This is a genomic window from Bacillus cereus group sp. MG20 (assembly GCF_040459885.1).
Lineage (GTDB): Bacteria > Bacillota > Bacilli > Bacillales > Bacillaceae_G > Bacillus_A > Bacillus_A cereus.
In genome coordinates, this window is record NZ_JARVHF010000001.1 from 17,289 (window position 1) to 40,457 (window position 23,169).

Here is a 23,169-nt window from a genome sequence, read left to right on the forward strand (position 1 = left end):
TTTTATTGCCTAAAAGGGGTGGTCAAAGTGGAAGGATTACAAGATGTACGAAGTGATGTTCAAGAAATAAAGCAAGATATTAAGGACATTCGCTTAGAGATTAAAAGTTTAGAAATGCGGACAACAGGTAACGAGAAAGACATTATCAATATCAACAAACAGCTAGATAAAATCAGCGCCAATACTACCTGGATTTTGCGACTTATAGTTGGCGGAATTGTTGGTGGCATTCTCACTTTCTTAATGAAAGGAGGTGGTATGTAATGTTTGAAATTACTGTAATGATTGGAATTGTAGTTGGCCTTTCGCAGATCGTAAAAACAATTGGATTACAAACAAAATATGTTCCGTTATTGAATTTAACGTTTGGCATTGTGCTAGGCGTTTTATTTTTGGGCGGAGATATCAAAACAAATGTATTTCAAGGAATCATCATTGGACTGTCAGCAAGTGGATTATTTGACCACACAAAAATTATAAAAAAGGATGTTGATGCTAAATGAAAAAGACAATGAAACATATTACCTCGTTCCTTATGATTCTAGTACTTGCTGTTTCTTTTGCTACAAGTGCTTTTGCTGATAGAACGCTTATTATTCCTGATTTACCGAAACAACCTTACCGTTATGGTGTAGGTGCTTATGAGGGCGTTGTAGCGCATTCTACAGCAACTCCAGAAGCTCCAGCTATTAACATTCAAAAATATGAGTCTCGTACATGGAGAAATGCATTTGTTCACTATGCAGTCGATTGGGACGAAACAATCCAAATTGCTGATACAAAATACATTGCTTATGGCGGCGGTCCTGCTGCGAATAAGCGCTTTGTACATGTAGAGTTATGCGAAACAGCTGATTATACAAAATTCAAACGCAGCTATGACAAATACGTTAAGTTACTAGCTAAAATCTTACGTGACCGTGGGTTAGCTGTAGAAAAAGGATTATGGACACACAGCGATGTAACTCATTACCTTGGCGGTACGGATCATGAAGATCCAATTGACTACTTAAAGTCTCATGGTGTTTCAGAATCTCAATTTAGAGCAGATGTACAAAGAGCATATAATAATTCTAGTGTAGATGTTTCTGTTCCTGAGAAGCCATCTAAACCAGCGGAAGTACCAACATCCGTAACAGATGGGATTGCTTATATTGAAGGTTATAACGTTAATTTACGTAAAGGACCTGGCACAAGCTATTCTAAGATTCGTCAGTTAAACAAACCAGAGTCTTATATTGTGTGGGCTGAAAAAGAAGGGTGGTTAAATCTTGGTGGAGATCAGTGGATTAAGAACGATCCATCTTATGTGAAGTTTAACAAGAAAAGTACAGTAGATTCTTCTATTGTTGGAAAGCGCGTTATTTCAAAAGTTAACAATCTACGTTTCTATGATGCTCCATCTTGGCAGGACAAAGATGTTGCTGGTTTCGTAGATGCAGGTGAGAGATTTACAATTGATGGGAAGTTAAATGTGAACGGTTCACTACAATTTAAGGTGCACAATAGTATAGGGAAAACATATTATATTACGATAAATGAAGTTTATGTATATGTAAGATAACAGTCATACCACAGTATAGTACACTCATAGGAGGTAGTTAAGTGTTTGATAAAAATGAAATGCAAAAAACAAATGGGATATTTCAAACTAATGCATTAACCCCAAATTTAATTGGTCCCACACTCCCACCAATCCCACCATTTACTTTACCAACCGGCCCCACGGGTCCAACAGGAGGGACAGGCCCAACGGGAGTAACGGGTCCAAGAGGAGTAACGGGTCCAACAGGGATAACAGGTCCAACGGGAGTAACGGGTCCAACAGGGATAACAGGTCCAACGGGAGTAACGGGTCCAACAGGAGTAACGGGTCCAACAGGAGTAACGGGTCCAACAGGGATAACGGGTCCAACAGGAGTAACGGGTCCAACAGGAGTAACGGGTCCAACGGGAGTAACGGGTCCAACAGGGATAACGGGTCCAACAGGAGTAACGGGTCCAACGGGAGGGACTGAAGGTTGTCTGTGTGATTGCTGTGTTTTCCCTATGCAAAGCGTCTTACAACAACTTATTGGAGAAACTGTGATTCTCGGCACTATTGCAGACACACCAAACACGCCCCCACTTTTCTTTCTATTTACTATCACTTCCGTAAATGATTTTTTAGTTACAGTTACAGATGGCACCACAACCTTCGTGGTTAATATTTCTGATGTAACAGGGGTAGGTTTTTTACCACCAGGACCACCTATCACATTACTTCCACCTGTCGATGTAGGATGTGAGTGTGAATGTCGTGAACGACCAATTAGACAATTATTGGATGTGTTTATTGGATCTACAGTAAGTCTTTTAGCAAGTAATGGTTCTATTGCAGCAGATTTTAACGTGGAACAAACAGGACTTGGTATAGTGCTAGGTACATTACCTATAAATCCAACTACAACCGTTAGGTTTGCTATTTCAACTTGTAAAATTACAGCTGTAAATATAACTCCTGCTACGATATAATAGATCTCTTTCAGAAGTATCTATTTAATTTCATTGATAATGATTATGTCATACAAACATACTTTGAAAAATGAATAATAAATGCACTACCAAAAAGGCAAGCATATACCAATGCTTGCCTTTCGTTCTAACGACGATGTTCAACAAGGTCGATTACACCTAAAACGACGTGAGCTAAACCAAAACCAAATACTGTATTTGCAATCATTTTATTAGTTCCACGAGTTTGTTTAAGAGCATAACCTGCTGCTGTCACTGCTGTACCTAGAGCTGTTGGAATTAATCCTTCACGAATGTCCACAGTGATGCCTCCTTGTTCCGTAGTTAGTAAATTTGTTTTAATGCTTTGAAGTAAAGTATTAAAACAAGTATTAGTAGTTTACTTTTTAATAAAATTATGTAGAATTTCCATGTTATATAATTAGACAAATTTAACATTAATCATACAGTATATACGAAGGAGTATGTGTATTATCTGAACAAAAAAGTGCTAACAAGTTTGCAAACGAACTTGCTAACACCTATACAAAATAGACATAAATTATCGCTGATATGCCTGCCTCAATAATAGCCATAATCAACTAGAACACACTAGTACGAAACGCTCATAAAACCATTCTTAATATCAAGAATATAATCATCCAGATATTCCTTTACTTTTAAGACGAAAACGAGGCATGATATTGATTTCTACCTCAGAGTTTGCGTCAAATAATAAAAAAATACGGTTTGTAAAACTAAAAATACAACAAGCTACAACCGGCATGAAATGGATTAAGATATTTAGAAATTTAAAAGATGATTTTCAAATAGGGGGAGAGGTGGATTTAGACCATATTCTCCAATATCCGAAAGATTATATTGTAGGAGAAAATAAAAGGGTGTTATTTCCATACAATGAGAGAATTTATAAAGTTCAAGGTACTAAAATAGAACCGGGTATAACAGTAAAGGAAAGAGAGTATTTATTTAAAGAATTTCAGCGTAAATTCTCTTATTTCACAATACTTCCAGAATGTAAAAAGGTAGCAACAAATAACAAAAATGAATTATTTCCTTTATTTGCACCAAAAGGATTAGAGACATTAACATTAGAAGTTTGGTCTGAAAATATAGCGCTGGAAATAGAACAAGCATTACTTGATAGCGAAATTGTTTTGACTAAAGTTGGTGAAAATTCGTATGTATTGAATACAGATTTTCCAGTGTTATTAAAGATTGTGAGATACAATATTGAAAAGGTGTTACAAAATCCATATAAAATGCAATATTGCCAAAAATATAAAACAAATCTTGTAGATGATGTTAAGAAAGCTGTCTATGCTACCGCGGGTAAGCGCAGTGATGCGACATTAGCATTAATCGCAATGAAAAATTGTGATGGACGCGAAAAAATTGATCCAAAACAAATCATTAGAGAGGGATTTGCACGAACAAACCGTATTTCAACATTTATTAATTTATTTATAGGACAAAATGTATCTCGTAAAACAATTGTAAATAGTGTTTTTAGTCTATTAGAACAAAAAGGATTTTTGAGGCGTAGTTGGAATAAGATAAATTTACCTTGTACATATGTTAGTTTATCAATTGAACGAATATCGAAATTCGATTTCTTACCTATTTTTTCAAAAATAAAAGGAAAAGAAATTTTATATAAATTATATGGGAGTACAGAGTGGCAAACGATTGATTACGTATTATTAAATATAAATAAACATAATGCATTTTTACCACAACCATCAAAGAGAAATGATATGGGGGCTCTTTTTAAACAATATGTTTTCGAAACATTAATGGAAATTGTACAATATGCAAAAGAACAAAATGAACAAGTTTACTTCATTGTAGATGCAAATTTGAGAAAATATTGGATAAAAGAGTTACAAAATAAAGAAATTAATATAGATATTTTACCTGATATTGTTCCAGAGGTGTTAAAGGTTCCAAATTTAAATATTATTAGAATAAATACAGGTTTTGATGTACCAAGTTACGGTGTAATAGAATCTGATGATGCTCTAGATAGCATTGGCTTATATACAGATCAAAAAGGGATGTATTATAGCACTGGTGAATATTCACTTAATTGTAGTGGGATTTTTCAGCGATATATACTTGAAATTTTACCATTGGGTGTAAAACCTGTAGAAAGGGATTATATCGCTAAAATGATACATTACATGTGCTGTAATTCTAGTATGCTTTCGAAAAAGAATGTACACATTACATATTCCATGCATATGGAAAAAGTAATAAAGAGTTATATTACTGACATAGATGCAAGAGAGTTTAAAGAATTTGATGATGAATTGGATGTAGATGTAGTAAAAGTAGAAAAGAAAGATTCAATTATTCTACTTTAAATACTAGTAAACAAATCCTGCTCGTTATATCGATCAGGATTTGTCATTTTTTTATGTAAATAAGGATATCCTTTGTCAAGTATCTTTTCGTTTACATATTTACTTTATGTGCAGACAGGATTAATATGTTTTTTAGAAATACAAAAACTATTTCATATGGAAAAACGATTTTTATTAATTGAAAAAATTTGAAAGGAATGGGGAATTGTGAAGAAATTAGATGTGCTCTTAATGCTATTGAGCGGCCTCTTTCCAATTGCAGGACTTACAAAGCAAATCCCTCTAGAACAATCTATATATATTGGAGGGCTTTTATTTTTTACTAGTTTCGGTAGTTATTTTGCTAAAAAGATGTATTCACGTATATGCAGTTGGATAGCGTATGCGCCATTTATAACACTACTGTTAGTTATTTGGCATCAAGATATTGCAACAAGCTCAATCATAGCAAATGCGAAAATTGCTGCATGTGTCGCGTTAATTCCATGTTTATTCCGTTTTCGTACATATGGACTTACTTTGGGCTTATTCTCATTATGGGCCGCTTTACTATGGGATATAAAAGAAGTACAGTCGTTAGTCATACTTGAACGCATAACGAGTTTAATGACAAGCCATTATGTATATATATTACTATTAATTGGAGGACTTGTATTAGGAGGATTACTTGCGATGTTCATTCACCGCAAAGAGAAAGATAATCAAGAAAATATAAATCTACTTGGACCAAAAAAGAAACGCAAAAGATTATCAATTAAGATTCGACTTCCAAGATTGCCGAAATTAAAGATGAAACTATTTAAGTTTGGTGGGAAAGAATCTAAAAGTAAAATGCCAGAAAAGATCCATGAGTATAAGTACGAAGAACCAGTTGCAACATATGAAATGACAGAGCAAATAGATCCATACAAAGAAAATGCAGTTCAAGGTCAAACAAGGATGGAACGCCGAAGAAATAGGTATAATGCATAATGAGGTTTAATAACCCCGTAATGACTTATCTTAATATTGATAAATCATTACGGTTTTTTTATGTAATGAAATGAAGGTTGCTAATGTGGGGGGAACAGCATATTTTATAGGTGGGAACCAAAATGAAATAAGGGGAGGATAAAATGCTTATCATTACATATATATCTGCTTGTATATTATTCTTAGTTAGTTTTTTACATGTATATTGGGCTTTCGGAGGTAATTGGGGGACAAATAGTGTTATTCCAACTAAAGCAGGGGAAAAGGCGTTTACACCTCATGCCGGAATGACATTGGTCATTGCATTATTATTAAGTATGGCAGCAATAATTTTGTTGCAACAAGCAAAAATTGTTCATTTTGCAGTTCCTAATGTTATTATTCAAGTCGGTTCCTGGATTTGTATGATCGTCTTTTCTATTAGAGTAATTGGTGAGTTCAATTATTTTGGTATCTTTAAACGACAAAAAGATACACACTTTGCTAGAATGGATACCGGTTTATATATTCCACTTTGTGCATTGTTATCTTTATCTTTCTTATTAACAATAATTTTGTGAGTAAATAATAGTAGTTTCTTTTCTCAAAATACATGTAAACGTGAGAAATCTAAGAGTAAATAAAAAGGATGTAAGCGCATTCTTGTCGAAATGTAAATTATTATGAAAGGCGGTGACACTATGAAGTATGTAAAAGTTAGTATGAATGGTGGAAGTGAACACAAATTCTCAATGACTTTAGATCGGTTTGAAGAACTTATTACTACAGAGAATGGGATATTAGAAAATAAATTAGTATGTATTGAAAATGTAATGATTAATCCTACTAATATATCTTCTGTAGTTGAAAAAATTGGTGTACCGGCTAAGTTTATGGAAGCTTAAAATGTTAGATAAAAAACATCCATTGGGGATGTTTTTTAATTTATAAATATGATAATCGTACAGTAAATATTTGAGTAAATTTTATAGCAATGACTATGCATATATTAAGTACCTGAACATGTTGCATAATATATGCACGAAATAATAAGTACAAGCATATATTATGTAGTAGGACAAGATCTTCGTGTCCTATTTAATACTCAGAAAAAACCTCTAATCACATAAGAGCATCCAATTGCAGGGTGCTCTTATTTTTTATGAAAATCTACTACGAGCCTTATTTTATAGTAGGATGCAATAATAAAGGGCTATTTTGAAATAGTGTTTTTTAGCCTTTAATTTTAAATTTATCTTTAACGTTAATAAATATTAAAAATAATATGATAGCAGAAATTAAGTTAGATAGGTAGAAATCTTGATGAAACAGTAGTTCGAAGATGACATAGAAAGTAACGAATAAGGCGATAGCAGGTAGTATGCAAATAAATATAAATCTCCAATTTTTTAAGTAATGTTTATAATTTGTAAGTACTTTATCCATAAATATAGCTCCTATATTTTTGTTTTTATATAATTATACATTTAGATACAAGGATTTTCAAAGTAAAAATATTTAGCAATTCAAAAATATAAGAAGAGCTTTTGTTAAAAATCCAGATTGCTGTAGTAATCTGGATTTGACTTTAAAGAACTATACTAAAATGATACACTATAATCTACGTTATTTTTGAAATGAATAGAGGGATTTGTGTGATAGATAAAATTAAAAATGCTGTAGAGGATATGTACGAAGATGAGGCTAAAGATTTACTTCAAAGTATTCTCATACATTTAAACTTATTAGAAGAAAACTATAGTGAAGATACAATTAAAAATTTGATGGATATTCCGAAACAATTAACAAGTAATCCTACTTATAAAAGGAATGTAAAAGAAAGTACGCACGTACATATTGCTTTTGATGATTCAACGGCTGGTTGCTTAAAATATATGTTAAGTCAAGAAGAATTATTTGAAGAGAGTGTTGTTGCTTTTTCGGAATTTTTTTCAATTGGACCGATATATAGGTTGCATACGAATGAGGGGCAACTAGCAAGACAGGAGTGGTTAATAAATAACTTAACTGCTTATGATAGTTATTTTGAAGAAGAATATTTATTAAGATTTATAGCAACTATAGAAGAACTACATACTATTCCTGTTGAAACACCTATTACAATTTGGAAGGCTGATAATGCACATGAACATGTAGGCCTAAGTTTTGTAATAGCACAATTAAAGGATAAGAAAAACATTCGAGTTATTAATACGTCTGAAGCAAGTAGAGAAATATTAAAACAAGAGTATGATATTCGTGGAACGGGAGAATTACCACCTGAAAGTTTAGCTCTATTCCAAAAAAGTTTTATAAAGTTACCTTATTTAACTGAAGAGAAGCGCATGAAGTGTGAACATGAGTGGGATAGATTATCGGAAAGCATAGAATGTTTAAGAGTGTGGAAAGAAAATGAAGTGCATTTTGTACAAGAAGATTATTTTGATCAATTTATAATTGAATGCGCGAAAAGTGTGGGTGCTGATCGAGAGTTCCTCAAAGCTCCTAGAGTAATTGGTGAAGCACTTGGTCTTGTTGAACAATTGGTTGGAGATACTTTCTTAGAATATCGCTTGAAACAATTAATTAAACAAGAAGTATTTGAATTTGAAGGTTCGTTAGATGAAATGCGTTTTTATAGTGTGAAGTTAAGGAGATGATAAAAATATTCTATTTTTGAAAAACTCGTATCTTTAATAATACGAGTTTTTTAAGTTGAATTTGGGCTATACATAAGCTTCCCAGAGAGGGCATATCACATATGAATGATAAAGGTAATGAATGAAAAGAAGGTGATTTGTTAATATGTATAACCAACAAAATTATCCATATGATCAAGCGATGTATTATAATCCACAAAACTACGGGTATGAACCTACAAATGAAGTGAGAGATATTGAACAAGAAGATTACAGACCAGATGATGCGGAGGATGCTCCAACGTCACCACCACCGTCACAAGCGCCATCGTTACCGTCTACATTTGCTTCTCCAGCACAACCAGGCAATATGAAATCATGGATGTGTAACTGTTTAGGAAGATGGGGCTATTTACGTTTACATCGTCCTGGACCTTTTGGAAGGGATTTATGGTTCTTTCCGACTGAAGTGAGAAGAAGCGGAGTATCAGGTTACACTTGGCAAGGTGGTCGTCGTCGTAAAGTAAGTTATCGCTATCAACAAATTAGTAATTTTATGTGCTTCGCATAAAGAGAAGTGGGAGAGTAAAACGATTGTACTCTCTCACTTTTTTATTTTTCAATATACGAAGTAAGATTTAGATTGAAAATTTACAATTTTCGCGTTTTTATTAGAGTATAATGCATATGTTGGTTGGTTTTCAAAAACAAATGAGAGTGAGGGAATACAATGTCAATGAAAAACAAAGTTGGGTTAAGCATAGAGGATGGCATTAATTTAGCTTCAGCTCAGTTTAAAGAAGATGCGTATGAAATTTATAAAGAATCTAGAAAAATGCAACCTATCTTATTTGTGAATAAAACTGAACTAGGTGCGGAATGGCTTATCACAAGATATGAAGATGCCTTGCCGCTTTTAAAAGACAGTCGCTTAAAAAAAGATCCAGCCAATGTATTTTCTCAAGATGCATTGAATGTGTTTCTTACCGTTGACAATAGTGATCATTTAACTACTCATATGTTAAATTCAGATCCACCTAACCATAATCGTTTACGATCACTCGTACAAAAAGCTTTTACACCGAAGATGATCACGCAATTGGAAGGAAGAATACAGGATATTGCAGATGATTTGTTAAATGAAGTCGAGCGAAAGAATTTATTAAATCTTGTTGATGATTATTCATTCCCTTTACCGATCATTGTAATAAGTGAAATGCTCGGTATTCCAAAAGAAGATCAAGCGAAATTTAGAATTTGGTCTCATGCTGTCATTGCTTACCCAGAAACACCAGAAGAAATAAGAGAAACTGAAAAGCAACTATCTGAGTTTATTACATACCTTAAATATTTAGTTGATATTAAACGAAAAGAGCCAAAAGAAGATTTGGTGAGTGCTTTAATACTTGCAGAGAGTGAAGGACATAAACTTAGCGCTCGGGAACTATATTCAATGATAATGTTACTAATTGTGGCGGGACACGAGACGACAGTGAATTTAATTACAAATACGGTATTAGCACTTCTTGAAAATCCAGATCAATTACATTTATTGAAAGAAAATTCAAAATTAATTGATGCCGCTATTGAGGAAGGATTACGATATTATTCTCCAGTTGAGGTTACAACTTCAAGATGGGCAGATGAACCTTTTCAAATTCATGATCGAAAAATTGAAGAAGGAGATATGGTTGTCATTGCCTTAGCTTCTGCAAACCGTGATGAAACTGTATTTGAAAACCCAGAAGTATTCGATATTACTCGGGAAAATAATCGCCATATTGCCTTTGGTCATGGTAGCCATTTCTGCTTAGGAGCTCCACTTGCGAGGTTAGAAGCAAAGATTGCTATTACTACTTTGTTTAATCGAATGCCTGAACTAAAAATAAAAGGGAATCGTGAAGAAATTAAATGGCAAGGTAATTATTTAATGCGTTCTTTAGAGGAATTGCCTTTAACTTTCTAGAATAGTTAAAAGTAGACATGCATACATCGAAAATGATTTACATAGAGTATGTATGTGTTATTTAAATTCGAAACGGAAGGGTGAAGACATCCCAATGATCAACTAATTCTATTTGTAAGAGATCTTCGTTAAAAAACGAAATATTCTTCTGAATAGGGTTAGTCTGTACATTTATAGAAAAGGGATGTATTTCGCTCTGCGAATATATAGTCTTTTTATATGATTTGTGCTGCCTCCTGTTCAGAACATGAAATAGGAGGCTTTTTTATGTCGACGAATGTAGTAACGAAACAAAACAATGGGGTATCACAAGTATTAAAAAATCGGTTTGTACAAGGGATTTTAGCATCAGCATTATTTTTACAAATAGGAATATGGGTTCGAAACTTTGCGGTATTACTATATGTAATGGAAATGACAAAAGGTGATGCTTTTGCTATTTCCATGATTTCAGTTGCTGAATTCGCTCCAATTTTTATTTTTTCATTTATTGGCGGTACCTTTGCTGATAGGTGGAAGCCAAAGAAGACAATGATATGGTGTGAAACGTTAAGTTCCATTTCAGTATTCGCTGTCTTAATTACGCTTATGTTTGGAACGTGGAAAATTGTGTTTTTTGTGACACTCATCTCTGCAATCCTTTCACAGTTTTCACAACCATCTGGAATGAAGTTGTTTAAACAACATTTATCAACGGAACAAATTCAATTAGCGATGTCTATATATCAAACGATATTTGCAATATTTATGGTATTAGGACCAATTCTAGGGACATTTATCTTTCATAGTTTTGGAATTTATATTTCAATCATCATAACAGGTATCTCGTTTTTACTTGCGGCAGTTGTATTGTTATTTCTTCCGAAAGATCTTGAAAACGACGTAGAAAAGAAAGATATCACTCTGCTGCAGGAGATGAAGGATGGTATTAAGTATGTCAAAAAGAAAAAAGCATTAACTTTGCTAGGGCTTTGCTTTATGGCTGCAGGACTAGGTATAGGATTAATTCAACCATTAGGTATATTTATTGTGACTGAGCAGCTAGGATTATCAAAAGAGAGTTTACAGTGGCTACTAACAGTAAATGGTGCGGGAATGATTGTTGGCGGAGCATTAGCAATGGTATTTGCGAAAAACGTTGCTCCGCAAAAGATGTTAATTATCGGTATGCTTGGTCAAGCAATTGGTATTGGCATTATAGGATATTCTACAAATTTATGGGTGACACTTACAGCTCAGCTTTTTAGTGGCTTAGCTCTTCCTTGTATCCAAATTGGTATTAATACGCTTATTATTCAAAATAGCGATACCGATTTTATAGGTCGTGTAAATGGTATTTTAAGTCCGCTATTTACCGGTTCAATGGTAGTAACGATGAGTATAGCTGGCTCATTAAAAGAGATGTTTTCATTAAGTATGATGTATGAAGGGACGGCTTTACTTTTTATAATTGGATTATTGTTTATTTTACCTATATACAATTTAAAGCCAGTAATAGCGGTAGAAAGTGAAATAAGTGGTAAAGGAAGTGCTGTACAAAATGAATCCTAATCCAAATATTAAATACCCTATTGAAGGAAATCAAAACGTTCAATTTATAAAAAATACAATAACAAAACCTAATATACTTGTTGGTGACTATTCTTATTATGATGCGAAAGATGGAGAAACATTTGAAAATCGAGTATTACATCATTATGAATTTCTTGGGGATCGCCTTACTATTGGAAAGTTTTGTTGTATTGCATCTGGAGTTAACTTTATTATGAACGGAGCGAATCATCGGATGGATGGATTTTCGGCATATCCATTTAATATCTTTGGAAATGGGTGGGAGAAGTATACACCTAGTTTGTCTGATTTACCTTACAAAGGCGATACAGTTATAGGAAATGACGTTTGGATTGGTATGGACACAACTATTATGCCCGGAATAAAAATAGGAGATGGTGCAATCATTGCAGCTAAATCTGTTGTGACTAGAGACGTCGCACCATATACAATTGTTGGTGGAAATCCAGCAAATAAAATAAAAGAGAGATTTTCAAATGAAATAATAGAAGAATTATTACAAATTCAATGGTGGCATTTTGACATTGAAAAAATAACTGAAAATATAGATGTGATTGTACGAGGAGATATTGAACCATTAAGAAAGCTAAAAAGGGAATAAAAAATGCATGACAAAGAGTATCATACCTCCGAATTTTGTTAATGATAATAGAACAAGGAGGTGTGATACTATGGCACAAGACGTTTTATGTGAAGTAAATAACTGTAAATTTTGGGCGAACGGTAATAAATGTAGTGCAGAGGCAATTTACGTAGTAAGTCATAAAGGTAAACATGCATCTACAACGGAAGAAACAGATTGCAAAACTTTCGATCCAGAAGTGTAAATGTTTGAAGGGTAGCCAAATCGTGGTTGCCCTTTTATTAATTATAGTATTGATAATAAATATCATTTTCATTCATTGTTTTTAACTTTTCTTGTTATTTTTTCATATTTTTTTCATAAGTGATGTAATCCAACTCAATTCATGTTCAATTCGTGATTTACTAAATTCAATGACTTCAGTAATAAAAGATGAGGTAACATCTAGAGACTGAATAGCAGTAAGCTGATTATATAGTACGTTTTGACGTACAGTCAAAATCTCTTTTCTATCCTCATAGTCAAGTTTTTCAAATAGCGCAATACGAACAAGAAATTCTGTATTGTTTGTCGCAAGTTTTTCGGGAAACTCTCGTAACATTTCAGAAAAAATTTCTTCTCCTGTTTCTGTTATATCGTACATATTTCGGTTTGGTTTTCCGACTTGTTTATGTATTTTTTTCGTTATAGCACCCATATTTTCAAAGCGCCGAAGGGCAGGATAAAGCATGTTGTGATTTAATTCGAAATTTTCACCTAAACGATTTTGAACATTTTTTTTAATTTCATATCCATGTTTTGGTCCTGTCGTTAATTCTGCTAGTAGTAAAATGTCAACGTACATAAAAATCCCCCTTATATATTTCTCAAGTTCTCTAATGAAAAATCCCCTTTGGTATATGTTAAAATAACATATGATAGTTTATACAACTTTGGACTGCCGACCTATCACTTTTATTGTAAAAGAAAAGGGAGGAAAGAACTATGGCTTCACCTGAAAATGTTATTTTAGTTCATGAAATTTCAAAGCTGAAAACAAAAGAAGAATTATGGAATCCATATGAATGGTATCGTTTGATGAGGGATAATCACCCAGTTCATTATGATGAAGAGCAGGATGTATGGAATGTTTTTTTATATGATGATGTAAATCGTGTTTTATCAGATTATCGCTTATTTTCAAGTAGAAGGGAGCGCAGACAATTCTCAATCCCTCCTTTAGAAACTAGAATAAATATAAACTCTACAGATCCACCAGAACATCGCAATGTACGTTCCATTGTTTCTAAGGCATTTACTCCAAGAAGTTTAGAACAGTGGAAACCTCGAATACAGGCTATCGCAGATGAACTTGTACAACATATCGAAAAATGTAGTGAAGTTAATATCGTTGAACAGTTTGCTGCACCTTTACCTGTTACCGTTATTTCCGATTTATTAGGAGTCCAAACAACAGATCGTAAAAAAATTAAAGAATGGTCTGATATTTTATTTATGCCGTATAGTAAAGAAAAGTTTAATGATCTGGATGCTGAGAAAGGGATAGCATTACATGAATTCAAAGCATACCTTCTACCGATTGTTCAGGAAAAGAGATATCATTTAACCGATGATATCATTTCTGATTTAATTCGAGCTGAATATGAAGGCGAAAGATTAACCGATGAAGAAATTGTAACCTTTTCATTAGGTTTACTAGCGGCTGGGAATGAAACCACTACAAATTTAATTATTAATAGCTTTTATTGCTTTTTAGTAGATTCACCTGGAATTTATGAAGAGTTAAGAAAAGAACCTAGCTTAATTTTAAAAGCGATTGAGGAAGTATTACGCTATCGCTTTCCTGTTACATTGGCCCGGAGGATTACAGAGGATACAAATATATTTGGTCCTTTCATGAAAAAGAATCAGATGATTGTTGCGTGGGTTAGTGCAGCGAATTTAGATGAGAAAAAATTTTCACAAGCCTCTCAATTTAATGTACATCGAACAGGAAATGAAAAGCATTTAACCTTTGGGAAAGGTCCTCACTTTTGCTTAGGAGCACCACTTGCACGTTTAGAAGCTGAGATTGCATTAACTACCTTTATAAATGCTTTTGAAAAAATAGAGCTATCTCCATCTTTCTGTTTAGAAAAATGTATATTGGAAAATGAACAAACATTAAAATACTTACCTATTCGATTGAAAGCCAAATAAAAATCTTAACAAGGTGCATACATTTGCATCTTGTTTTTTGTTTCTCAATTGTGAGTTTTCGGCAATTACCTTAATATGGAATTGTATAAAACGTAGAGGAGGATTCTTATGTTGACTTGTAATGGAAGTAAATCATTTCAAAAGTTTATTAAAGGTGTTACAGATCTTATGGAAAACGGTTTATTTGAAGAAGAAATAGTGTGTGGCATTGAAAAATTACTAGAAGAACTTTTAGAAAAGAAAACATGGCTTCCGTTAGAAAAACAGAAGGCCAATTTGACCCAATATGCAAGACATTTATTGTATGAAGATCCGCTCAAACGTTTTGAAGTACTAGCTCTCGTATGGAAAGATGGACAATCTACACCTTTACATGATCATGACGGCACATGGGGAGTAGAAGGCGTTTTTTCAGGAAGGATAATGGTGCAGAACTTTATACAAACGAAACAACTTGGAAATTCACTTGTTTATTTAACACATACAGGAAATCTTTATTTGGGAGAAGGAGAAACTGATAAAGTAATTCCACCAGCAGATTGTCATATTCTTGAAATTAGCAAAAATGAAAGCGTTATTACGATTCATGTCTATGGAAAACGATTAGAAAAGTTTAAAGTATATATCCCAACTGAAGAAAAAAACGTGTACATGTGTGAGACAAAATACATTAGTTATAATTCATAGTTTAAAATCCAAAGCTTTTTTAAAAAGAAAAGCTTTGGATTTTATTTTTAATTATTTCTTGACCTGAAACGCTTTTCATAAATTATAAATAAGAAGTACCTCACGAGGATTGTATGGAAACGATACCTAATAATTAGTTAGAACTCGTGTATTTATAGAAAGTGGTGAAGAAATAATGAAATTAATCGCAATTGATTTAGATGGAACTCTTCTTTCGGGGAATAAAATGATAAGTAAAGAAAATGCAGAAGCAATTCGAACATGTCAAGAAGCTGGCCATGTTGTAGCAATTTGTACAGGACGTTCTATTGTTGACATTGAGCGATTATTGTTAGAAGTTAATTTAGAGTGTCCAATCATTGCGGAAAATGGGGCTCTTATATATAAAGATAAAAAAATGATGAAGAGATATCCAATTCAAAATATGCAGGCACTTGAAATTGTAGAATATCTTGAAGAGAATGGTTTATATTATCAGCTTTATACTGATAAAGGTGTGTACGTACCAGATTATGGAGTAGAGAGTGTACGTAATGAAATTGAGTATGTGAAGAATTCAAAAGAAAATTTCGACTTGAAAGAGTTAGAAACAATCGCAGCATTATATCTTGAGCATACAGCGTTTCATAGTACGGAAAGTTGTAAACCAATTGTAGAAACAGATATACATGTGCATAAACTATTACCATTTTCTTATGATATTGAGAAATTAAAAAAACTAAAAGAAACATTTCTTCATAATACAGATTTAGCAATTACATCTTCATATTGGCACAATTTAGAGATTAATCATCGAGATGCTCAAAAAGGGAATGGATTATATACTTTAGCAGAACATCTTAATATTCCGGTTGAAAACACTGTAGCGATAGGTGATGGACTAAACGATGTTTCTATGATGGAAAAAGCGAATATATCAATTGCAATGGGAAATGCAGTTGAAGAAATAAAAGCAATGTGTAAATACGAAACGTTATCAAATGAAGAACATGGTGTGGCACATGCTTTATATAAATATGTAATGTAATTAAAAAAAGAAAAAAGAATCCAAATGGATTCTTTTTTCTTTTTTATTAGGGGTAAGGTATTCTATGAGATTCATAGAAGCCTTATTACATTTCATTATATAGAATATATTGGAATAAATGTGTATATTTTTCATAGAAATTGTGAATATTTTATGAACTTTATACTTATTGCATGTTTATACCGCTATTAGTGACGCGTATGACTCTCAAGTGAAAATTCAGTGAATGTAAGGAGGAATTCAAGTTAGCTAGACAATAAATGAGGAATGGACGAAATATATTCTTTTCTTGTTTTAATTGAAAAATAAAATTTGTTCGAATAATTATTCTACAGCTATATACCTACACTAGCTTTCTTCGTATAATGGAGAAGTATGAATTTTAGATTTGTATTAATTTTACATATTGAGGTGAACAAAGAATGAATTCGCGGCTAATGGAACTTATTGATGTGAGTACAATAGAAACCATGGCAGAACAATTTTATAAATTAACTAACATATCACATCAACTTCTTGATGCTGAAAAAGAGTGTGTTTTTTCATTCGGAATGAATGAGATAAAAAAGAGTAAACTTCCAAAGATTGAAATCCCCATTTTCTTATACAATCAACATTTAGGATCTTTTGTTGTATGGTCCAAAAAAAGTGAAATTTTCAGTTGTCAAAAATACTTTGAAATGCTCTCAAGTTTAATTTTAGATGGTGCAATAAAGGTATTTCAAAGTAAAAATACAACGTTGCTTTCTCGGAAAGAGGAGGAACTACATACGATTTTACAAAACATGCCTGTTATGGTCGATGCGCTTGATTATAATGGAGATTTTGTTTTGTGGAACCGAGAATGCGAAATCGTAACAGGTTATACCGCTGAAGAAATAATTGGAAATCCAAATGCACTGCAATTATTGTATCCTGATCATAATTATCGCCATCAAATACAAAAGAAATTTTTAACTTGTGGAAAAAATTTCAGAGATTGGGAAATGCACTTAACATGTAAAAATGGTGAAATCAAAACAATAATGTGGTCGAATATATCAGAACAGTTTCCTGTAACAGGATATAGTTATTGGGCTGTTGGTGTAGATATTACGCATTTAAAAGCGATAGAAGAGCAGTTAAAACAACAAACATCTGAACTGGAATTAATTTTTAAAGCTTTACCAGATTTATGTTTCTTAACAGAAGATGATGGCACGATTATTGATTACAAGGCAGGATCTCCTAAGAAGTTTTACGTACCCGCAGAAGCCTTTATGGGAAAAAAGTTTTACGAAGTATTACCATCTTCAGTAGCGCAGCAGTTTCAGGAAGCCATCAATCAAGTGAAGGAAAAAGGAACGAATGTAATTGTAGAATATCCACTCACACTTAATGGAAGTATTGATTTCTTTGAAGCTAGGTGCTTACCATTATTACGTGATAAAATTATGATTATTGTACGCGACATTACAGAGCGAAAAAAGACAGAAGAATTGTTAAACAAATCAGATACGCTTGCAGCAATTGGTCAATTAGCAGCTGGCGTGGCTCATGAAGTAAGAAATCCTTTAACTGTAATTAAAGGTTTTATACAGTTATTTCAAATTAATAAAGAAGATCAAGAAAGATATTTTGATCTTATGCTTTCTGAAATTGAAAGGATAGAAGCAATCCTACAAGAATTTCTATCAATCGCTAAAACAGATGAGATAAATACAGAAAAGAAAAATATATATCAAATTTTTAAAAATGTCGTATCGTTAATGAATACAAAAGCAATTATGACAAATATTCAAGTTGAACTTTTTACGGGTGACAAAGATATAATTATTGAATGCTCAGAAAATCAATTGAAACAAGTATTTATTAATATTTTGCAAAATTCAATCGAAGCTATGCCAAATGGTGGGGGAATTTCAATTCACATAAAAGAAATAAATGATGATGGTGTCATTATTCATGTAATAGATGAAGGAATAGGAATACCTGAAGAAAGAATTAAGAGATTAGGTGAACCTTTTTATAGTACGAAAGAAAAAGGGACTGGTATTGGATTAATGTTAAGTTATAAAATTATTGAAAGTCATCAAGGGACAATTAGTATCAGGAGCGAGGTTGGGGTCGGGACAACAGTAACTATTTACTTACCGAAAGTACTAAATAAACAATCTCTTTCTAATTGTGACGACAAATGTATAGCGATACGCACTAGTAGTAATTCTTAAATCAATTAATACCCAATAACAAAGCGATTAGTGAAAACTAAGCTTTTTGTTATTGGGTATTTTTTATATTTAATTTAGTAAACTTTACCTTTTCTTTACCTTTGTTTTAATTTCTATTAAGTTTTAAATATTATATTAATATTTGTACAAAGCAATGTATAGAAATGTGATTATTATTTGGAATATTGTAAGGAGGAGATTATGACAAGGTGAAAAAGCAAGAGAAGAAAAGTGGTAGAGTAGTACCTCTCCGGTTAAATATTTTATTCCTTTGTGTATTTTTATTATTTTCTGGCATTATTATTCAGTTAGGGAAAGTGCAAATTTTTGATGGAGAAACATATAAAAATGAAGTAGAGAAGAGAGAAAATGCAACCGTGGGCCTCTCTGTACCACGTGGGAAAATATTTGATCGTGAAGGAAATCCAGTAGTTGATAATAAGTCTTTACGTACGATTACATATACAAAGGTGAAAGGTGTAAAACAAGAAGAAATATTAAAATCAGCAAGACAACTTGCAGACATTATTGAAATGCCACAAGAAGATATTGATAAGTTAACTGAGACTGATAAGAAAGACTTTTGGATGCAATTAAATCCAGAACTTGCTCAAGACTTAGTATCCAAAAAAGAAATAGATAAGTTCCGAAATAAGGATATTACCGGAAAAGAGCTAGACAAAAAAATAGAAGATTTAAAAAGGAAGCGCGTTACAGATAAAAATCTTAAAGAACTAACAGCTAAAGATATAGAAGTGTTAGCTATTAAAAGTAAAATGACCTCAGGTTTTCAAATGGCACCTCAAATTATTAAAAAGGACGTTAGTGAACAGGAATATGCGGTGATTAGTGAAAATTTAGCGAACCTCCCAGGGGTAGATGCATCAGTTGATTGGGAGAGAATCTATGTAAATGATGGTCTATTCCGTTCTGTCCTTGGTAACGTTTCAAATGCTGATGAAGGATTGCCACGTGAAAGATTAGATTATTATTTAGTGCGTGATTATAGTCGAAATGATAGGGTCGGCAAAAGTTATATCGAACAGCAATACGAAGATGTACTTCATGGTACAAAAAAAGAAGTAAGAAGCATTGCTGATAAACAAGGAAATACTATTAGAACGGAAACTGTTACTGAAGGGAAAAGCGGTAAAAATTTAACTTTAACAATAGATATGGAATTGCAAAAAAAAGTAGAGGAGAGCATAGAAAAAATATTAAAACAATATAAAGGATCAGAATCAATGTTAGACCGTGCTTTCGTAGTGATGATGAATCCAAAAAATGGTCAAGTATTATCAATGGCTGGGAAAAAGCTTGTAGAAAAAGACGGGAAAATGGAAGTAGAAGATTACGCTTTAGGCACGCTGACTAGTTCTTATGAGCTTGGATCAACGGTTAAAGGTGCGACAGTGTTAACAGGGTTTGAAACAAATGCAATAACTCCTGGAACACATTTTTATGATGCACCTATGAAGTTTAAAGGAACTAAGGAGAAGAAGTCTTGGAAAAATTTTGGTGATATAGACGATCTAAGAGCGTTACAAGTATCTTCAAACGTTTATATGTTTAATATAGCATTAAAAATTGCTGGAGTGGATTATGTGAAAAATAGTTCACTAGATATTAAACAAGAATATTTTGATAAAATGAGGTATTATTTCAGGCAATTTGGATTAGGCGTACAAACTGGTATTGATTTACCAAATGAAACTGCAGGACAAATTGGAAGAAAAGATAATCAGCCTGGTTTCTTATTAGATTATTCTATTGGACAATATGATACGTATACACCACTTCAGCTTGCACAATATATTTCGACTATCGCAAATGGAGGGTATCGAATGAAACCGCAAATTGTTCAAGAAATTAGAGAACAAACCGTTCAAAAAGATGAGGTTGGTAAAGTAGTACAATCAATAGAACCCGTTGTTTTAAATAGAATCGATATGAAACAAGAATATATTAATCAAGTAAAAGAAGGATTTAGAAAAGTATTTCAAGAAGGAGATGGAACGGGAGTAAGAGCGTTCCAAAAAGCACCATATAAACCGGCTGGTAAAACAGGGACCGCACAAACTGTATATGGTGGAGAAAATGAAATTGGGCGAAATGCGAAAGGCGATCGTAGAGAATGTTATAACTTAACATTGGCTGGATATGCGCCATATGATGATCCAGAAGTAGCATTTTCTATTGTAGTACCGTGGGTTGAAAATGATAAATCGGGCATTAACTCCGACATTGGAAAAGAAGTTTTAGATGCTTATTTTGATTTGAAAAATAAGCGATTAACTGGTGAAGCGCCAAAAACAGATAACTCTAAAGAGAATTAAAATGGACGAAACGTCTCTAGCATTAATGTGAACTAGAGGCGTTTTTATCTGGGAATAGATTGGAAATGAGGTATATATGAAGCTGTTTATTCTAAAATATTGGAGGAACATATGTAGCTACATCTTAATTATAATAGGGGTTATTTTTATTAATAAGTCATTTTTATTTTGTATGGTAGAAGGAATTTCGATGCAACCTACTTTAAATGAAAAAGATTATATACTTGTTAATAAGGTAAACGTCTGTTTATCGTCTTTTCATCATGGGGATGTTGTCATCATAAAAAAAGAAGACGAGCCTACTTACTATGTGAAACGAATTATTGGATTATCGGGGGATAATATACAATTAAAAGAGGATGAGGTATATATTAACGGTAAAAAGCGTGATGAGTCGTATATACATTTAGATATGTTACAAGTATCCAATCGTTTTTCAAATTTTAGAGAAATAAACGTTCCTACGCATAAATTATTTGTGTTAGGTGATAATCGTAATCATAGTAAAGATAGTAGGAATACACTTGGACTTATTGATGAGTCAAATATAATAGGTAAGGTAGAAATGGTATTTTATCCATTTGATCATATAAAATGGATAAAATAATTCTATTAACGATTCACATTTTATAAAATAAATCATATATTGATAGCATAGGACAAGCAGAAAAGTTTGTTCTAACCTCACAGAACACTCCTTATCACGGTTAGGCATCTACATAGGTAGATGCTTTTTTTATGTTGATGACTAAAAATTATTTATCAACATAATGTAGCAAGCATTTTAGGACTATTAGGGGACGATTACATGTACAAATAACAGTATGCTTAATTAAAACAGTGAAATATAAGGAGTGAGGAATAAGTGCGAAATATTTTAGTAGTTAATTTTCCAGCAGAGGGACATGTAAACCCTACATTAAATTTAGTAAAAGCCTTTACTGAACGAGGGGATCACGTACATTATATTACAACGGCAAACTTTAAGGATAGAATTGAAGATTTAGGAGCTACTGTACATACTCATCCAGATCTATTAAAGGAGATTTCTATTGATGCTGAAACTTCATCTGGATTAAATGCTTTCTTTCATGTGCATGTTCAAACTTCTTTATATATATTAGAAATTACGAAACAATTATGTGAAAGTATAAATTTTGATTTCGTAATTTATGATATATTTGGCGCGGGAGAGTTAGTAAAGGAGTATTTACGAGTTCCAGGTGTAGTGTCCTCACCTATATTTTTAATTCCGCCAGAATTTTTGAAGACATTACCTTTTCATCCAAATGCAGATATGCCATTCCAACCAGAGGAAATCTCTGAAAAATTACTAAATCAGATGGAACATAAATTTGGAGTAAAACCGAAGAATAATCTTCAATTTATGAATAATAAGGGTGATGTTTGTCTCGTATACACAAGTCGTTATTTTCAACCTAATAGCGAATCGTTCGGGGAAAATAACATTTTTATTGGACCGAGTATTTCAAAGCGTAAAACAAATATAAAGTTTCCACTGGAATCACTTAAAGAAAAGAAAGTTATTTATATTTCAATGGGAACACTGCTTGAAGGACTCGAACCATTCTTTAATATTTGTATTGATACTTTTTCAGATTTTGATGGGATAGTTGTAATGGCAATTGGTGATAGAAATGATATTTCTAAAATTAAGAAAGCACCAGATAATTTTATAATTGCTCCATACGTACCTCAATCAGAAATATTAAATGAAGCAGATATTTTTATTACACATGGCGGTATGAATAGCGTACACGATGCAATTCATTATAATGTCCCATTTGTAATAATACCGCATGATAAAGACCAGCCAATGATAGCGCAAAGATTAACTGAGCTTGAAGCGGCACATAGACTATTGAAAGAACATGTTAATGTACACACTTTAAAAGAGGCCGTAACAGATGTTCTTTCAAATGAAAAGTATAAACATGGTATAAGAAAACTTAATGATAGCTTTTTAGAATGTGGTGGTTCAAAAGAAGCAATTGCAGTTATTGAATCTCTTTTAAATAAAGTAAAAATTTAATTGGTGGGGCTTTACTGCCTGCAAATAGCAGGATAAATAGTCATAACTTTATACAAGCATAGAGGT

Annotated in this window: 24 protein-coding genes; 21 read left to right on the forward strand and 3 right to left on the reverse strand. The window is 32.7% G+C overall.

Translation table 11 applies throughout. The features are described from left to right. Positions 1-27 precede the first annotated feature (27 nt). The 4 genes from QCI81_RS00080 to QCI81_RS00095 are packed head-to-tail and all read left to right on the forward strand — an operon-like array spanning position 28 to position 2,514. Complete coding sequence (locus QCI81_RS00080) at positions 28-264, forward strand: hemolysin XhlA family protein (RefSeq protein ID WP_016081457.1); 237 nt, start codon at positions 28-30, stop codon at positions 262-264. Beyond that, positions 264-503 carry a hypothetical protein gene (locus QCI81_RS00085; RefSeq protein ID WP_016081456.1) on the forward strand — a complete coding sequence of 80 codons (240 nt, stop codon included), beginning with the start codon at positions 264-266 and terminating at the stop codon, positions 501-503. The genes QCI81_RS00080 and QCI81_RS00085 overlap by 1 nt, the downstream gene beginning before the upstream one ends. Further along, complete coding sequence (locus QCI81_RS00090; protein ID WP_016081455.1) at positions 500-1,564, forward strand: N-acetylmuramoyl-L-alanine amidase; 1,065 nt, start codon at positions 500-502, stop codon at positions 1,562-1,564. The genes QCI81_RS00085 and QCI81_RS00090 overlap by 4 nt, the downstream gene beginning before the upstream one ends. Positions 1,565-1,605: 41 nt before the next feature. Continuing rightward, positions 1,606-2,514: an exosporium leader peptide-containing protein gene (locus tag QCI81_RS00095; RefSeq protein WP_353810585.1), complete on the forward strand. Its 909-nt coding sequence runs from the start codon at positions 1,606-1,608 to the stop codon at positions 2,512-2,514. A gap of 127 nt (positions 2,515-2,641) precedes the next feature. Here QCI81_RS00095 and QCI81_RS00100 read toward each other — a convergent pair whose 3' ends face one another. Beyond that, entirely contained in the window at positions 2,642-2,815 is a 174-nt protein-coding gene (locus tag QCI81_RS00100) for a hypothetical protein (protein WP_000354585.1), read from the reverse strand. A 382-nt stretch (positions 2,816-3,197) separates the two neighbouring features. Between QCI81_RS00100 and QCI81_RS00105 the strand changes: the two genes are divergently transcribed. The 4 genes from QCI81_RS00105 (at position 3,198) to QCI81_RS00120 (ending at position 6,736) form a co-directional block, all read left to right on the forward strand. Further along, on the forward strand, positions 3,198-4,880 hold the full coding sequence (locus QCI81_RS00105) for an RNaseH domain-containing protein (RefSeq protein WP_071730417.1): 1,683 nt from the start codon (positions 3,198-3,200) through the stop codon (positions 4,878-4,880). Between the two features lie 207 nt (positions 4,881-5,087). After that, the gene (locus tag QCI81_RS00110; protein ID WP_000732180.1) at positions 5,088-5,852 is read left to right on the forward strand and encodes a DUF3959 family protein; all 765 of its coding nucleotides are present in this window, start codon (positions 5,088-5,090) and stop codon (positions 5,850-5,852) included. A 143-nt stretch (positions 5,853-5,995) separates the two neighbouring features. After that, the gene (locus tag QCI81_RS00115) at positions 5,996-6,412 is read left to right on the forward strand and encodes a DUF3995 domain-containing protein (protein WP_071730415.1); all 417 of its coding nucleotides are present in this window, start codon (positions 5,996-5,998) and stop codon (positions 6,410-6,412) included. A gap of 120 nt (positions 6,413-6,532) precedes the next feature. Next, complete coding sequence (locus tag QCI81_RS00120) at positions 6,533-6,736, forward strand: hypothetical protein (protein ID WP_000878369.1); 204 nt, start codon at positions 6,533-6,535, stop codon at positions 6,734-6,736. A 328-nt stretch (positions 6,737-7,064) separates the two neighbouring features. Here QCI81_RS00120 and QCI81_RS00125 read toward each other — a convergent pair whose 3' ends face one another. Then, positions 7,065-7,277 (reverse strand): hypothetical protein, encoded by a 213-nt coding sequence (locus tag QCI81_RS00125; protein WP_000362069.1) that lies wholly within the window; start codon positions 7,275-7,277, stop codon positions 7,065-7,067. A 209-nt stretch (positions 7,278-7,486) separates the two neighbouring features. Between QCI81_RS00125 and QCI81_RS00130 the strand changes: the two genes are divergently transcribed. From QCI81_RS00130 to QCI81_RS00155, 6 genes are all read left to right on the forward strand, one after another. Then, entirely contained in the window at positions 7,487-8,491 is a 1,005-nt protein-coding gene (locus tag QCI81_RS00130) for a DUF1835 domain-containing protein (RefSeq protein WP_071730413.1), read from the forward strand. 145 nt (positions 8,492-8,636) lie between these two features. Then, the gene (locus QCI81_RS00135) at positions 8,637-9,041 is read left to right on the forward strand and encodes a hypothetical protein (protein ID WP_000282689.1); all 405 of its coding nucleotides are present in this window, start codon (positions 8,637-8,639) and stop codon (positions 9,039-9,041) included. Between the two features lie 159 nt (positions 9,042-9,200). After that, positions 9,201-10,436: a cytochrome P450 family protein gene (locus tag QCI81_RS00140; RefSeq protein WP_071730411.1), complete on the forward strand. Its 1,236-nt coding sequence runs from the start codon at positions 9,201-9,203 to the stop codon at positions 10,434-10,436. Positions 10,437-10,703: 267 nt separating this feature from the next. Further along, entirely contained in the window at positions 10,704-11,987 is a 1,284-nt protein-coding gene (locus QCI81_RS00145; RefSeq protein ID WP_000106396.1) for an MFS transporter, read from the forward strand. Next, a complete protein-coding gene (locus QCI81_RS00150; protein WP_001069204.1) occupies positions 11,977-12,609 on the forward strand; it encodes a Vat family streptogramin A O-acetyltransferase in 633 nt (210 codons plus the stop codon). The genes QCI81_RS00145 and QCI81_RS00150 overlap by 11 nt, the downstream gene beginning before the upstream one ends. Before the next feature lie 70 nt (positions 12,610-12,679). Beyond that, positions 12,680-12,835, forward strand: coding sequence for a DUF1540 domain-containing protein (locus tag QCI81_RS00155; RefSeq protein WP_000046095.1), 156 nt, complete (start codon positions 12,680-12,682; stop codon positions 12,833-12,835). A 102-nt stretch (positions 12,836-12,937) separates the two neighbouring features. Here the strand turns inward: QCI81_RS00155 and QCI81_RS00160 are convergent, their stop codons facing one another. Beyond that, a complete protein-coding gene (locus tag QCI81_RS00160; RefSeq protein WP_000289127.1) occupies positions 12,938-13,435 on the reverse strand; it encodes a PadR family transcriptional regulator in 498 nt (165 codons plus the stop codon). Positions 13,436-13,575: 140 nt separating this feature from the next. Here QCI81_RS00160 and QCI81_RS00165 point away from each other — a divergent pair, with 140 nt between their 5' ends. The 7 genes from QCI81_RS00165 to QCI81_RS00195 all read left to right on the forward strand — a co-directional run bounded on the left by QCI81_RS00165 (position 13,576) and on the right by QCI81_RS00195 (position 23,103). Beyond that, the gene (locus QCI81_RS00165; RefSeq protein ID WP_071730409.1) at positions 13,576-14,790 is read left to right on the forward strand and encodes a cytochrome P450; all 1,215 of its coding nucleotides are present in this window, start codon (positions 13,576-13,578) and stop codon (positions 14,788-14,790) included. Between the two features lie 108 nt (positions 14,791-14,898). Then, positions 14,899-15,477 (forward strand): cysteine dioxygenase family protein, encoded by a 579-nt coding sequence (locus QCI81_RS00170; protein WP_071730408.1) that lies wholly within the window; start codon positions 14,899-14,901, stop codon positions 15,475-15,477. A 175-nt stretch (positions 15,478-15,652) separates the two neighbouring features. Then, positions 15,653-16,504, forward strand: a complete 852-nt coding sequence (locus QCI81_RS00175; RefSeq protein ID WP_071730406.1) for a Cof-type HAD-IIB family hydrolase — start codon at positions 15,653-15,655, stop codon at positions 16,502-16,504. 422 nt (positions 16,505-16,926) lie between these two features. Continuing rightward, positions 16,927-18,714 (forward strand): PAS domain-containing sensor histidine kinase, encoded by a 1,788-nt coding sequence (locus QCI81_RS00180; protein ID WP_071730404.1) that lies wholly within the window; start codon positions 16,927-16,929, stop codon positions 18,712-18,714. Positions 18,715-18,923: 209 nt separating this feature from the next. Beyond that, on the forward strand, positions 18,924-21,050 hold the full coding sequence (locus QCI81_RS00185) for a peptidoglycan D,D-transpeptidase FtsI family protein (RefSeq protein WP_071730402.1): 2,127 nt from the start codon (positions 18,924-18,926) through the stop codon (positions 21,048-21,050). A gap of 76 nt (positions 21,051-21,126) precedes the next feature. Continuing rightward, on the forward strand, positions 21,127-21,657 hold the full coding sequence (lepB, locus tag QCI81_RS00190; protein WP_071730400.1) for a signal peptidase I: 531 nt from the start codon (positions 21,127-21,129) through the stop codon (positions 21,655-21,657). 258 nt (positions 21,658-21,915) lie between these two features. After that, on the forward strand, positions 21,916-23,103 hold the full coding sequence (locus QCI81_RS00195; RefSeq protein WP_071730398.1) for a macrolide family glycosyltransferase: 1,188 nt from the start codon (positions 21,916-21,918) through the stop codon (positions 23,101-23,103). Positions 23,104-23,169 lie beyond the last annotated feature (66 nt).